Here is a 13,410-nt window from a genome sequence, read left to right as displayed (position 1 = left end):
GAGCACTGCGCGCCTCCCGCAAGGCTAACGTGTCGCGGCAAATCGATGAGCCGGTATGCCGCGCGCCCACCGCGCCGCCTCGGTGCACAGTCCCCGCGTGCGCCGCGACCGGAAATCCGGTTGAGGGGGTGTCGGTGCCGTGCGGGACGATGGTGACCATGAGCGAGCACGGGGGCATCCGGGAGTTCTGGTCGCACCTGCCGACCGAGGGGCGATGGCTGCTCTCGACGGTGGCCGTCCAGACCCTCGGCCGCGGCCTGACCCTGCCGTTCACGGTGATCTATCTCCACGAGGTCCGCGGCATCGAGCTCGGCCTCTCCGGCCTGCTCATGGCACTGATCGCCGTCTTCGCGCTGGCCGTCACCGCCCCCGGCGGCTCCCTGACCGACCGGCTCGGCGCCCGCGTGATGCTGCTGCTGGCGACGACCGCCCAGCTGGTGGGCTGCGTCATCCTGGCCTTCGCGACCACCCCGCTGACGGTCGCGCTGGCGTTCCTCTTCATAGGATTCAACTTCGGCATCTCGTGGCCGGCCTTCAACGCGCTGATCGCGGCCGTTGTCGACGGCCCGGCCCGGCAGCAGTACTTCGGCATCAACTTCGCGCTGGTCAACCTCGGCATCGGCCTCGGCGGCGTGGTCGGCGGCATCGTGGTCGACGTCGAGCGCCCGGCCACCTTCACCGCGATCTTCCTCGCCGACGCCGCGTCGATGCTCGTGCCGATCGCGCTGCTGCTCGGCCCGCTGCGGCACGTGCACGGCCGCGCCGAGGCGCCCGACCACGCGTCGGACGAGCCCGGGTCCTACGCCGCCATCCTGCGCCAGCCGTCCGTTCTGTGGTTGACCCTGCTGACCTTCGTGGCCACCTTCGTCGGCTACGGCCAGATCGAGGCCGGTATGCCGGCGTTTGCCCGGGGCGTCGCCGAGGTCTCCACCGAGGTGATCGGCTTCGCGTTCGCCGTGAACACGGCCGTCATCGTGGGCCTGCAGTTCTTCGTCCTCGGACGCATCAGCGGCAGGCGCCGCACCCGCGTCTTCATGGTCATGTCGCTGCTGTGGGCCATCTCGTGGCTCGTGCTCGGCCTCGCCGGCCTGGTCCCCGGGTCCATGGCGGCGAGCGCGGCCGTGCTCGCCTTCATGGGGCTCTTCGCCCTCGGCGAGACCATGCTGCAACCCACCGTCCCCGCCATCACCAACGACCTCGCGCCCGACCACCTGCGCGGGCGCTACAACGCGATCAGCGCGGGCGCCTTCCAGGCGGGCACCATCCTGGGCCCCGTCGTGGCCGGTGTGCTCCTCCAGCACCAGCTCGCCGAGGCCTACATCGCCCTGCTGGTGGGCGGCTGCGTCGCCATGGTGTGGCTGGCCCGGCTGCTCGAGCAGCGCATCACGCCCGCGGCCAACGGGCTGCAGGCGGCGGTGGCCGCCGAGGCGCAGGCCGAGGAGGCCGCCGAGGCGCAGCCCGAGGTGGCGGCCGAGACGCCGGCGGCGCCGCTCTCAGGCGTGGACCGTCACGCCCCACTGACCTGACCACCGCGCGCCCGGGTCGAGCACGACGACGCCCTGCCCCGAGTTGAACGCGTCGGCGGGACAGGTGAGCGGCTCCACCGCGATGCCCCGCACGCCGTCGACCCCCTCGTCCTCGCCCTTGTCGGTGAAGACCTGCACCCAGCCGAAGGCACCGTCGCCCCAGACGGAGACGTCCGGCCGGTCGGTGAGGCCGGCCAACCGCACCCGCCAGCGGCCGTCGGCGTCGCGCCCGAGACCGGTGAACGCGGTGTCCAGCCGGGTGTCGCCCAGCGGCCGCGGGGTGCGGAAGTCGCGTTCATCCTGCTCGACAGGCGCGGTGCCGGTGGGCAGCTTGCGCTCGTCGTCGACCAGCACCTGCTCGGCGGCCGGCACCGTGAGCACGACGTCGGACAGGCGGGTGTCGCCGAGGGCGACGTACGGATGGGCGCCGAAGCCGAACGGCACCCTGGTGTCCCCCACGTTGGTCGCATCGGCCGTCACCGACAGGTCGTCACCGGACAGCTCGTAGCGGACGGTGAGGTCGAGGCAGCCGGGCCAACCGGGCTGCGGGTGCAGGCGGTAGCCGACCGTGACGGAGGCGGCCGTGCGCTCGAGCAGCGACCACAGCGCCCAGCGCACCAGCCCGTGGCTGGCGTTGCCACGGGCTGGCTCGGTGAGGGCCAACTGCTGCTCCCGGCCGTCGAAGCGGTAGCGGCCGTCCCGCAGCCGGTTCGGCCACGGCATCAGCAGCTGGCCGCGCCCGGAGGAGGCCATCTCGCCCACCCCGTACCCAGCCAGGACGTCCACCCCGCCGGCCGTGAAGGTCCGCAGCCCGCCGCCGACCTCGACGACCGTGGCCTGCAGGTCACCGTGGCCAAAGGTCCACTGCTCGCCGGTGGGGGGCTCGTGCCGCGCTGCCTCGCTCATGGCGGCAACCTACTGGCACGGCACCGCACCGGCAGGCTGACGGCGGTCAGCGGTTCAGGGCCCGGACCTGCACCGCGACCCGGTCGTCCTTGCGGGCCAGCACCAGCACCTGGTCGCCCTTCTCCAGCGCTGCCGCGGAGCCGCCGGAGACCCGGGTGGCCGTGTTCACGGCATACGTCTGGGAGAACCCGTCGGCACTGCGCACCGAGACGGAGGTCGCGCTCGCGGCGGTCACCGCGCCGCGCTGCACCGTCATCACCACGGCCTTCCCGTCGCTGCCGGTGACGGTGAGCTCGCCGTGCTGCACGTTCCCGAGGCGCCCGAGCAGGCCGCCGCCGATCCCCTGGCCGTCGCGCAGGTCGCCGCCGCCCCCCGGCCCCATCCGCGGCCCAATCCCGGGGCCCCGCTCGCCGAACCCCTCGTCACCGCGAAGCGCCACCCGCTCACGGCGCTCGTCGCCGAGGTCGGCCACCCGCGCGATGGCGAACAGGCCGACGGCCATGACACCGAGGAGCATGAGCCCGGTGAGGGCGAGGGCCACGCCGGTGGCGATCTTGCCGCCCGTGGTCGACGTCGCCTGGCGTCACAGCCCGGGTCGGCGGCCGCCCGGCTCGCCGGGTGGCTGGCCGGGGCCCTGCCACCCACCGGAGGGCGGCGGACCGGGCGGCCCGGCGGTTGGGTGTGGTTGGGCCGGCGGCATCGGCGGGGTCTGGTCCGACATGGCGACTCCTCTCGTCGTCGCCAGCGTGACGCCTCAGCCTGTGAGATCGATGAGAGCCCGCTGGGAGTCGGCCACGAACTCACGTGGCGGGTGCCTGCTGCGGGGGCACGACTACCGTGGGTCGGGTGCCGACCCCGTCCGCCCCCCGTGTGCAGCCGCTGCACGGCGCCTCGGCCCCACCTGCGTCCGCAGCCCGGTCGCTGGCCGACGACATCCGCGCCCGCACGGACGATGAGCTGCGCGGGCTGCTCCAGCGCCGCCCCGACCTCGCCCGGCCCGCCCCCGCCGACCTGACGTCGCTGGCCGCCCGGGCCAGCACCCGCGCCAGCGTGCAGCGCGCGCTCGACTCGCTGGACCGGGCCCACCTGCAGGTGCTGGAGGCGGCCAGCCTCCAGCAGGGACCGCTCGACGAGCACCTGCTGGGCGAGCGCCTCGGGGCCGGCGCGGACCTCGGAGCCCTGCTGCACAGCCTGTGGGCCAGCGCCCTGCTGTGGCGTGGCGGCGACGGCCTGCACGTGACCCGGATGGTCGCCGAGGCGCTTGGCCCGCACGTGGCGGGGCTGGGCCCCTGGGCGGCCGAGGTGCGTGGGACCACCCCCGGGGTGCTGGCCGATCCGGCCCGCATCGACGCCCTGGTCGAGGCGGCACCCGAGCCGGCCCGCGCCATCCTCGAGCGACTGGCCTGGGGTCCGCCGCTGGCGGTGCCACCGGCGCAGGGAGCGCCGGGGCGGGTGGCCGAGGGAGTGCGCTGGCTGCTCGCCGAGGGCCTGGTGCTGGCGACGTCGGCCGACCAGGTCGTGCTGCCGCGCGAGGTGGGGCTTCGCCTGCGGGGCGGCCGCGTGCACCGAGAGCTGCTGCTCGACCCGCCGCGGCTCGGCGGCCGCGAGCACGACCCGTCGGCCGTGGACGCCGCGGCCGGCCAGCAGGTCAGCGACCTGCTGGTGCTGGTGGACGAGCTCGCCGCCGAGTGGGGTCCGCGACCGCCGCGGGTGCTCCGGGCAGGGGGCCTGGCCGTGCGCGACCTGCGACGCGTCGCGCAGGTGCTCGACGTGCCGCAGGGCCGGGCCGCGTTCGTCGCCGAGCTGGCCCTGGCCGCGGGGCTGGTGGGCGACGACGGCTCCCTCGAACCGGTCTGGGCGCCGACCCCCCAGTACGACGAGTGGCAGCAGCTGCCCGGCGCGGCGCGCTGGGCAGCCCTCGCCCAAGCCTGGCTGGCGTCGACCCGCGCACCGCACCTGGTCGGTGGCACGCACCCCGGCACCACGGGCACCGTCAACGCCCTCGGGCCGGACGTGTCGTGGCCGCCGGCCCGAGGGCTGCGCCGCGACGTGCTGGCCGAGCTCGAGCGGCTGCCCGAGGGGAGGGCCCCCGAGCCGTCCGCGGTGGTGGAAGCCCTCCGCTGGCGCCGTCCCCGGCGGCTGCCGCAGACCATCGACGCGGTCGTGGCCGCCACCGTGCAGGAGGCGGAGTGGCTCGGCGTGACCGGTCGCGGTGCGCTCTCCCGGGGCGGCCGCGCGCTGCTCACCGAGACCGAACCCGCACTGCTGGCCGAGGCCATGCACCCGCACCTGCCCACGCCGGTCGAGCACGTGCTGCTCCAGGCCGACCTGACCGCCATCGCTCCCGGCCCGCTCGAGGGCAGCCTGGCCCAGTTCATGCGCCTCGTCGCCGATGTCGAGTCCCGCGGCGGCGCGACGGTCTACCGCTTCACACCCGACTCGGTGCGACGGTGCCTCGACGCGGGCTGGTCGGTCGACCAGGTGCTGTCAGCCCTCACCGACGCCAGCCACACACCGGTCCCCCAGCCGCTGGACTACCTCGTGCGCGACGTCGCCCGCAGGCACGGGCAGGCCCGCGTCGGCTCGGTCGGCTCGTACGTGCGCTGCGACGACGAGGCCACGCTCGGAGCCATGCTCGCCGACCGGGCCCTCAGCGCCCTGCAGCTGCGCCGCATCGCGCCGACGGTGCTGGTCTCCCCCGTGGGCGCTCCGATCGTCCTCGACATGCTGCGCGACGCCGGCTACGCGCCGGCGGCGGAGTCGGCCGAGGGTGGCCTGCTGGTCCCCTCGACGGGCCACCACCGCACACCGCCTCGGCGCAGCACGCCCGGTCCGACGATCCACACCGTCGACGACGACCTCGCCCGCACCCTCATCGGGGCGCTGCGCGCGGGCGAGGAGGCCGCGGCATACCAGCGCGCGGAGCGGGCCTCCAGGCCCGGGCCCACGCTGCCCGCCACCGACCCCACCACGACGCTGGCCGTGCTGCGGGAGGCTGCGGCCGACCGCCAGGGCGTCTGGATCGGCTACTCCGACGCGGCCGGCGGCGTGCAGCGACTGCTGTTCTACCCCGACCGCGTCGAGGGCGGCCGCGTGCACGGCACGGCCGACGGCACCGCCCGCACCCTGTCGATCCACCGGGTGACGGGCGCGTCCGCGACCTAGCGGGTCCTACTCGGGTGTGCCCGCGAGCGCACGGACCACGCGCGAGGGCGAAGGACGGCCGAGCTGGCCGGCCATCCAGACGCTGGTCTCCACCAGGGCCTCGAGATCGACGCCGGTCTCGACGCCGGCGCCGTGCAGCGCCCACACGAGGTCCTCGGTGGCGAGGTTGCCGGTGGCGCTCTTGGCGTAGGGGCAGCCGCCGAGACCCCCGGTGGAGGCGTCGACCACGGTGACGCCGTGCCGCAGGGCGGCCAGGGTGTTGGCCAGCGCCTGGCCGTAGGTGTCGTGGAAGTGCACCCCGACCCGGTCGGCGCGGATGCCCCCCGCCTGCAGCGCGTCGAGCAGCCGGTCGACGTGACCCGTGGTGCCGACGCCGATGGTGTCGCCGAGCGAGAGCTGGTCGCACCCGAGGTCCATGAGCCGCCGTGAGACGTCGACGACCTGCTCCACCGGCACCGGCCCCTCCCAGGGGTCGCCGAAGCACATGGAGACGTAGGCCCGCACCCAGAGCCCGGCCTCGCGGGCCCGCGCCACGACCGGGGCGAACATGTCGACCGACTCGGCGACCGTGCGGTTGAGGTTCTTGCGGGCGAAGGTCTCGGTGGCGCTGCCGAAGATCGCGACGGCGCCGACGCCCGCCTCGAGGGCACGGTCGAGCCCGCGCTCGTTCGGCACCAGCACCGGTCGGCGCGGCCCGAGCCCGTCGGCGCCGAGCAGGCCGAGCACCTCCGAGGCGTCCGCCAGCTGGGGCACCCAGGCCGGCGGCACGAACGAGGTCGTCTCGATCGTCTCGAGCCCGGCGGCGGCCAGGCGGCGGATGAAGTCGGCCTTCACCGCGGCGGGCACGACGGTCTTCTCGTTCTGCAGCCCGTCGCGCGGGCCCACCTCGTAGATCGTGACTCGGGGCGGCAGGTCCTCGGCCGGCTCGCGCTGCGGGGCTCTCATGCTCACGGTGCCGATCCTGCCACCACCAGGCGCGGGTCCCCGGCCACGGGGCGGAGTTATACATTGGCAGCAGGACTGGAGCAGGGCCGGTCCACGCCCCGCCGGGGCGGCGACGACCGCGACCAGGGGAAGGACCACACCATGAGCGACACGCCCAAGGACCCGGGTGCAGGCTCGGGCGAGACCCCCGAGTACCGCGACCCGACCGCTCCGGTCTGGAACCCCGGGGAAGAGCGGCCCGAGGACACCGAGGGCACCGGGGAGGTCACGTGGAGCACCGGTGACGAGACCCGGCCCGTGCCCGCCGAGAGCACCCAGCAGCTGCCTGCCACGGAACCGGCCCCCGCGCAGCCCACCGAGCCGCCGGCCGCGGAGTCCCCAGGTCTCCAGCCCCCGACCGGGCAGGGCGTCCCGACCCCATACGGCCAGGCCCCCTACCCGCCGCAGGGCCAGTACGGGCAGGCGCCGAACCCCTACGGCCAGGCGCAGAACCCGTATGCCGCAGGTGCACCCGGCGGCTACCCGACCTCCCGCCCGGGTCCACCACCGGTGCCCGGTGCGCCCGGCACGGCCGGCGCCGGCTTCCCGCCGGGGCCTCCGCAGGCCTACGGGCAGCCCGGCTACGGCCCGCCCGCTCCCTACGGCCAGGGCTCCGGCTACGCCCCCTCCCCCTACGCGCGCCCCGGGCACCAGCAGACCAACACCTCCGCCATCGCCCTGACGGTGGTGTCGGGCCTGTCGACCCTCGTCGGCTGCATCTTCGCCATCCCGGCGCTCATCCTCGGCATCATGGCGCTGGTCAAGCAGGGCGGGTCCCCCACCGACGCTGCCCGGCTCACCCGCTGGGGCTGGATCGCCTACGCCGTCGCGCTGGCCTTCGTGGTGATCGGCGGCATCATCGCCATCGCCATCTTCGCCAGCACGAGCACCAGCACGGGGTACTGAGCCGCGTGCCTGACGGACCCCTGATCGTCCAGAGCGACAAGACGCTCCTCCTCGAGGTCGACCACCCCCGCGCCGAGGAGGCGCGGCGCGCGATTGCCCCCTTTGCCGAGCTCGAGCGCGCTCCGGAGCACATGCACACCTACCGGGTGACCCCGCTCGGGCTGTGGAACGCGCGCGCCGCCGGCCACGACGCCGAGCAGGTGGTCAACGCCCTCCTCACCCACAGCCGGTATGCCGTGCCCCACGCGCTGCTCGTGGACGTCGCCGACACGATGGACCGGTACGGCCGACTCACGCTCGAGAAGGACGACGAGCACGGCCTGGTGCTGCGCACCACCGACCGGCCCGTGCTCGAGGAAGTGCTGCGGCACAAGAAGATCAAGCCGCTGGTGGGCGCGCGCATCGACGACGACCGGGTGGTGGTGCACCCCTCGGAGCGCGGCCACCTCAAGCAGGAGCTGCTCAAGGTCGGGTGGCCGGCCGAGGACGAGGCCGGCTACGTCGACGGCGAGGCGCACCCGATCGACCTCGCCCAGGACGGCTGGTCGCTGCGGCCCTACCAGCAGCAGGCCGTCGACGGCTTCTGGCACGGTGGCTCCGGCGTCGTCGTGCTGCCCTGTGGCGCCGGCAAGACGCTGGTCGGCGCCGGCGCCATGGCCCAGGCCAAGGCGACCACCCTCATCCTCGTCACCAACACCGTCTCGGCCCGGCAGTGGCGCGACGAGCTGGTCCGACGCACCTCGCTCACCGAGGACGAGATCGGCGAGTACTCCGGCGCCCGCAAGGAGATCCGGCCGGTAACGATTGCGACCTACCAGGTGCTCACGACGAAGCGGAAGGGCGCCTACACCCACCTCGACCTGCTCGACGCCCGCGACTGGGGCCTGGTCGTCTACGACGAGGTGCACCTGCTCCCCGCGCCGATCTTCCGCATGACGGCCGACCTGCAGGCCCGCCGCCGCCTCGGGTTGACCGCCACGCTGGTGCGCGAGGACGGCCGCGAGGCCGACGTCTTCTCGCTCATCGGGCCCAAGCGGTTCGACGCCCCGTGGAAGGACATCGAGGCTCAGGGCTACATCGCCCCGGCCGACTGCGTCGAGGTCCGGGTCACCCTGCCCGACGGCGAGCGGCTGGCCTACGCGACCGCCGAGCCCGAGGACCGCTACCGGCTGGCGTCGTGCACCCCGGCCAAGAACCCGGTGATCGAGCGGATCGTCAAGAGCCACCAGGGCGAGCCGACCTTGGTGATCGGCCAGTACCTCGACCAGCTCGACGAGCTCGCCGGGCGGCTCGGGGCGGAGGTCATCACCGGGCAGACCAGCGTGGCCGAGCGGCAGAAGCTCTTCCAGGCGTTCCGCACCGGCGAGATCGACCTGCTGGTCGTCTCCAAGGTCGCGAACTTCTCCATCGACCTTCCCGAGGCGTCGGTCGCGATCCAGGTGTCGGGCACCTTCGGGTCACGGCAGGAGGAGGCCCAGCGCCTCGGCCGGGTGCTGCGGCCCAAGGGCGACGGTCGCACGGCGCACTTCTACACCGTGGTCTCGCGCGACACCGTCGACGCCGAGTTCGCGGCGCACCGCCAGCGCTTCCTCGCCGAGCAGGGCTACGCCTACCGGATCGTCGACGCCGACGACCTCACCTAGCGCGCCCGGGGCGGCCGCGCGGCATACGCCGTCTGCGACGTGCCCGAGAGGGACCCCGTGTCGCGCTCGCCCGGCGTGTCGCGGGGCTGTGCCCCATCTCGGCGGGCTCAGGCCAGGGAGAGGAAGAGCTTCTCCAGCTTCTCCTTGTCGAGCGCCGCCTCGTCGCCGGCGACGAGGCACTGCTGGAGGTTGGTGGCGATGATCGCGAAGCCGGCCTTGTCCAGCGCCCGCGAGACGGCGGCGAGCTGGGTGACCACGTCGGTGCACTCGCGGCCCTCCTCGATCATCCGGATCACCCCGCCGAGCTGCCCCTGGGCGCGGCGGAGCCGGTTCAGGGCGGCGGTGAGGGTGTCGGGATCGACGTTCATGGGCTCTCCTTCATGGTGCAGGCGACAACGATTAAACCCCGGCAGGGCGCTCGCGCATTCCGCCCGGGCTGCCGCGGCACCGTTTCGCACCGCCCGGGTCGCGCCGGCCCTCCCAGCGTGCTGTCAGGCAACTCCCAGACTTCGGCGAGACACTGGGCCGGTGAACACCACCCCTGAGGCGCGCCTGCTCGTCGTCGAGGACGAGCCGAACATCCGCGAGCTGCTGGCCACCTCGCTGCGCTTCGCCGGGTTCGACGTCCAGGTCGCGGGGGACGGCGGCACGGCGATCCGCCTGGCCGCCGAGCGAGCCCCCGACCTCGTCGTGCTCGACGTCATGCTGCCCGACATGGACGGCTTCACCGTCACCCGCAGGTTGCGCGAGGCCGGCCGGCAGCTGCCGATCGTCTTCGTCACCGCCCGCGACTCCCTCGACGACAAGATCACCGGGCTCACCGTCGGGGGCGACGACTACGTCACCAAGCCGTTCAGCCTCGAGGAGGTCGTCGCCCGCATCCGGGCGGTGCTCCGCCGCACCCGCGGCGAGGCCGAGGAGAGCGCCGCGCTGCGGTTCGAGGACCTCGAGCTCGACGAGGACAGCCACGAGGTCCGCCGCCGCGGCCGGGTGATCGACGTCTCCCCCACCGAGTTCAAGCTGCTGCGCTACCTCATGCTCAACCCCAACCGGGTGCTGTCCAAGGCCCAGATCCTCGACCACGTCTGGGACTACGACTTCCGCGGCGAGTCCGGCATCGTCGAGTCCTACATCTCCTACCTGCGCCGCAAGATCGACGTCGAGGGCGTTCCCCCACTGATCCACACCAAGCGCGGGGTGGGCTACGTGCTGCGCCGGATGCCGGAGGCCTGATGTCGCCGGACGCGGTGGCGGCCCCAGCCCTCCCCGTTGCCGAGCAGCGGCCGGCGGCGCTGCCCACGCGGGTCACCCGACGCCTGGAGGCCCTGCCCCTGCGCGTGCGGCTGGTGGCGATCCTGATGGTGCTCCTCGTGCTGGCGCTCCTGCTGACCGCCTCGGCGACGGCGGTGCTCATGCGCCGCGACCTCATCGGCCGCGTCGACCAGGACCTGCGGCGCGCCAAGATCCCGGTGGCGCAGCAGGCAGTGGAGTCCCTGGTGCGCGAGGGCCGCCGGGGCCTGCCCAACACCTACGCCGTGGTGTTCCTGCCCACGGGCGGCGGCGAGGCGATCGGTCTCTACCCCACCAACGAGCCGCTGCACCCCGCCATCCCGCCGCTCCCGCTGGACGACCGCCGGGTGCGCACGGGTGAGCCGTTCACCGTGGGGTCCACGGACGGCGCCATGTCGTGGCGGGTCGTCGCGGGGCGGGTGCGCGGCGACGCCGCCACCTTCGCGGTGGCCACGCCGCTGCGCTCGGTCGACCGCACCGTGCGCCGGCTGGTGCTCGTCGAGCTGATGATCGGCCTCGCCGTGACCGTCGCCTGCGGCATCCTCGGCTGGTATGCCGTGCGGCGGGCCTTCCGCCCGCTCGCCCAGATCGAGGACACCGCCGCCGCCATCGCCGCCGGTGACCTCGGTCGTCGCATCCCGACGCGCGCCGCCAAGGACGAGGTCACCTCCCTGTCCCGCTCGCTGAACTCGATGCTGTCGCAGATCGAGCAGTCCTTCGCAGTGCGGGAGGCCTCCGAGGAGCGGATGCGCCAGTTCGTCGCCGACGCCTCCCACGAGCTGCGCACCCCGCTCGCGACCGTGCAGGGCTACGCCGAGCTCTACCGCCAGGGCGCCGTGAGCAGGCCGGAGGACGTCGCGAGCGCGATGGGCCGCATCGAGGGCGAGGCCGGCCGGATGAGCGGCCTCGTCGAGGACCTCCTCATGCTCGCGCGGCTTGACGACCACCGCCCGATGGAGTTCACCGACGTCGACCTCACGGTGCTGGCCGGCGATGCCGCCCAGGACGCCCGGGCCCTCGACCCCTCGCGCCGGGTGACGCTGACGGGGCTCGGCGGGCAGCTGCAGCCGACATCCGTGCCGGGCGACGAGGCGAAGCTGCGGCAGGTGCTGAGCAACCTGGTGGGCAACGCGCTCACCCACACCCCTGCCGGCACCCCGGTCGAGATCGCCGTCGGGGTGCGGCCGGGCACCGATCGTGCTGTCCTTGAGGTGAGGGACCACGGCCCGGGCGTCGACCCGGCCTCGGCACGCAGGGTGTTCGAGCGCTTCTACCGTGCCGACCCCTCGCGGACCCGCGGATCAGGGGGCGGCAATGGCCTGGGGCTGGCGATCGTGGCAGCCATCGTGGGCGCGCACGACGGCAAGGTGGGCGTCGCGCCGACGCCCGGCGGCGGTGCCACCTTCGTCGTGGAGCTGCCCACAGGAAACTCCCAGCAAGCGCCCAGAGCCCTCTGACGTTCCCCGGCTTCACTGGTAGCAGTCGATCAAGGAGTGCAGACCAGATGAGCCAGACCCACCACGACCAGCACGCCGGCGCCCCCACGGGGCAGCCCGCTGACGCGGACCGCACCGCTGAGATCCGCCGTGACGCCCACGACACCCAGCCCGTCTGGTACGGCCCGTCGGGCGGCGGCGCCGCCCCACGCCAGGCCCCCGCGCATGACGCCGACCGGCAGGGCTGGGCCTCCCCGTCCGGGTCCCCCACCGGCTACCCGACCACCCACCCCGGGAGCCCCTCCCCCTACGGCGCCGAGCCGGCACACGCTGCCTTCGGTGCCCCACAGTCCCCGGCTGGACCGCCCCCGCCCGCCTCACCGCGGGAAGGGGCAGAGCACGCCCAGCCGGCCAAGCCCCGCCGTTGGGCGGAACTGACCGCCGTCGCAGCGCTGGCCGCCGTGCTGGCGAGCGGCGGCACCTATGCCGCGACCCAGCTGGACGGAGGCGCGCAGACGTCCTCCACTGCGAGCTCCTCGTCCAGCCTGGGTCGCGGCACGGACCAGGCCCCCGTGCAGCAGGCCGACGCCGCCAACCCGAACTGGACCGCCACAGCCGCGGCAGTGTCCCCGAGCGTCGTGGCCATCGCTGTGCAGGCCCAGGGTGGCAGCGGCCAGGGCTCGGGCGTCGTCATCGACCGCGAGGGCCACGTCCTCACCAACAACCACGTGGTGACCGGCGGGGGCCAGGGCGCGCGGATCACCGTCACCCTGAGCGACGGGCGCACCTACCGGGCCACCATCGCGGGCACGGACCCGAGCACCGACCTCGCCGTGCTCACCCTGCAGGACCCGCCGGACAACCTCGAGCCCGTCGCGCTCGGCGACTCCGACGCCCTCAAGGTGGGCGACCCGGTCATGGCGGTCGGCAACCCGCTGGGCCTGGCCGGCACCGTCACGACCGGCATCGTGAGCGCGCTGGACCGGCCGGTGACGACCAGCGGGGAGGACAGCCTGAGCGGCCAGTCCGAGCCGGTCGTGACCAACGCCATCCAGACCTCCGCGGCCATCAACCCGGGCAACAGCGGCGGCGCGCTGGTCAACGCCGGCGGCCAGCTCGTCGGCATCAACAGCTCCATCGCCACCTTGGGGGCCTCGCAGGGCTCGCAGGGCGGCAGCATCGGCATCGGCTTCGCGATCCCCGTCAACGAGGCGAAGACCATCGCCACCCAGCTGATCGAGAAGGGCTCGGCGCAGCACGCGCTGCTCGGCGTGACCTCGCGCGACGGCTCGGCCTCCGACGGCAGCGCGGAACGCGCCGGGGCGACCATCGCCGAGGTGCAGCCGGGGACGCCGGCGGCCGAGGCTGGCCTGCGCAGCGGCGACACCGTCATCGCCGTGAACGGCGAGCGGGTCGACTCCTCGCTCTCTCTCGTGGCCCAGATCCGGGAGCGCACCGTCGGCGACAATGTCACCCTGAAGGTCCTCCGGGACGGCAAGGAGCTCGAGCTCACCGCGACCCTGACGGCCAAGAGCGACAGCAGCAGCTAGCCAC

At 74.2% G+C, this 13,410-nt stretch carries 11 protein-coding genes; 7 read left to right on the top strand and 4 right to left on the bottom strand.

All coding sequences use genetic code 11. The features are described from left to right. Positions 1-158: 158 nt before the first annotated feature. Complete coding sequence (locus P2F65_RS11200) at positions 159-1,526, top strand: MFS transporter (protein WP_275807033.1); 1,368 nt, start codon at positions 159-161, stop codon at positions 1,524-1,526. Here the strand turns inward: P2F65_RS11200 and P2F65_RS11195 are convergent. Further along, positions 1,494-2,432, bottom strand: a complete 939-nt coding sequence (locus tag P2F65_RS11195; RefSeq protein ID WP_275807030.1) for an aldose 1-epimerase family protein — start codon at positions 2,430-2,432, stop codon at positions 1,494-1,496. The genes P2F65_RS11200 and P2F65_RS11195 overlap by 33 nt on opposite strands. Positions 2,433-2,478: 46 nt before the next feature. Then, positions 2,479-2,973 (bottom strand): hypothetical protein, encoded by a 495-nt coding sequence (locus P2F65_RS11190; protein ID WP_275806987.1) that lies wholly within the window; start codon positions 2,971-2,973, stop codon positions 2,479-2,481. A 305-nt stretch (positions 2,974-3,278) separates the two neighbouring features. Between P2F65_RS11190 and P2F65_RS11185 the strand changes: the two genes are divergently transcribed. After that, entirely contained in the window at positions 3,279-5,597 is a 2,319-nt protein-coding gene (locus P2F65_RS11185; protein WP_275806984.1) for a helicase-associated domain-containing protein, read from the top strand. Between the two features lie 6 nt (positions 5,598-5,603). On the opposite strand, the gene P2F65_RS11180 is transcribed toward P2F65_RS11185, so the two are convergent. After that, positions 5,604-6,542, bottom strand: a complete 939-nt coding sequence (locus P2F65_RS11180) for a hydroxymethylglutaryl-CoA lyase (RefSeq protein WP_275807403.1) — start codon at positions 6,540-6,542, stop codon at positions 5,604-5,606. Positions 6,543-6,683: 141 nt separating this feature from the next. Here P2F65_RS11180 and P2F65_RS11175 point away from each other — a divergent pair, with 141 nt between their 5' ends. Both P2F65_RS11175 and P2F65_RS11170 read left to right on the top strand, forming a co-directional pair. Further along, a complete protein-coding gene (locus tag P2F65_RS11175; protein ID WP_275806982.1) occupies positions 6,684-7,487 on the top strand; it encodes a hypothetical protein in 804 nt (267 codons plus the stop codon). A 5-nt stretch (positions 7,488-7,492) separates the two neighbouring features. After that, the gene (locus P2F65_RS11170; protein WP_275806980.1) at positions 7,493-9,130 is read left to right on the top strand and encodes a DNA repair helicase XPB; all 1,638 of its coding nucleotides are present in this window, start codon (positions 7,493-7,495) and stop codon (positions 9,128-9,130) included. 107 nt (positions 9,131-9,237) lie between these two features. Here the strand turns inward: P2F65_RS11170 and P2F65_RS11165 are convergent, their stop codons facing one another. Then, complete coding sequence (locus P2F65_RS11165) at positions 9,238-9,498, bottom strand: metal-sensitive transcriptional regulator (RefSeq protein ID WP_275806977.1); 261 nt, start codon at positions 9,496-9,498, stop codon at positions 9,238-9,240. Between the two features lie 160 nt (positions 9,499-9,658). Between P2F65_RS11165 and P2F65_RS11160 the strand changes: the two genes are divergently transcribed. From P2F65_RS11160 to P2F65_RS11150, 3 genes are read left to right on the top strand one after another with little or no spacing between them, the layout of a single operon-like run. Next, positions 9,659-10,363, top strand: a complete 705-nt coding sequence (locus P2F65_RS11160; RefSeq protein ID WP_275806974.1) for a response regulator transcription factor — start codon at positions 9,659-9,661, stop codon at positions 10,361-10,363. Then, entirely contained in the window at positions 10,363-11,877 is a 1,515-nt protein-coding gene (locus tag P2F65_RS11155) for a HAMP domain-containing sensor histidine kinase (RefSeq protein ID WP_275806971.1), read from the top strand. Before P2F65_RS11160 ends, P2F65_RS11155 begins: the two co-directional genes overlap by 1 nt. Positions 11,878-11,924: 47 nt before the next feature. Continuing rightward, a complete protein-coding gene (locus P2F65_RS11150; RefSeq protein ID WP_275806968.1) occupies positions 11,925-13,406 on the top strand; it encodes a trypsin-like peptidase domain-containing protein in 1,482 nt (493 codons plus the stop codon). Positions 13,407-13,410 lie beyond the last annotated feature (4 nt).

Origin of the sequence: Knoellia sp. p5-6-4, from assembly GCF_029222705.1 — a bacterium.
In the GTDB taxonomy this organism is placed as follows: Bacteria; Actinomycetota; Actinomycetes; order Actinomycetales; family Dermatophilaceae; genus Pedococcus_A.
Note: the sequence above shows the minus strand (reverse complement) of the source record. Positions and strands in the feature narration are given on the sequence as shown.

What these genes read in the sequence shown, in the direction of transcription:
- P2F65_RS11200 (WP_275807033.1), top strand. Translation starts at nt 159, where the DNA reads ATGAGCGAGCACGGGGGCATCCGGGAGTTCTGGTCGCACCTGCCGACC.
- P2F65_RS11195 (WP_275807030.1), bottom strand. Translation starts at nt 2,432, where the DNA reads ATGAGCGAGGCAGCGCGGCACGAGCCCCCCACCGGCGAGCAGTGGACC.
- P2F65_RS11180 (WP_275807403.1), bottom strand. Translation starts at nt 6,542, where the DNA reads ATGAGAGCCCCGCAGCGCGAGCCGGCCGAGGACCTGCCGCCCCGAGTC.
- P2F65_RS11175 (WP_275806982.1), top strand. Translation starts at nt 6,684, where the DNA reads ATGAGCGACACGCCCAAGGACCCGGGTGCAGGCTCGGGCGAGACCCCC.
- P2F65_RS11165 (WP_275806977.1), bottom strand. Translation starts at nt 9,498, where the DNA reads ATGAACGTCGATCCCGACACCCTCACCGCCGCCCTGAACCGGCTCCGC.
- P2F65_RS11155 (WP_275806971.1), top strand. Translation starts at nt 10,363, where the DNA reads ATGTCGCCGGACGCGGTGGCGGCCCCAGCCCTCCCCGTTGCCGAGCAG.
- P2F65_RS11150 (WP_275806968.1), top strand. Translation starts at nt 11,925, where the DNA reads ATGAGCCAGACCCACCACGACCAGCACGCCGGCGCCCCCACGGGGCAG.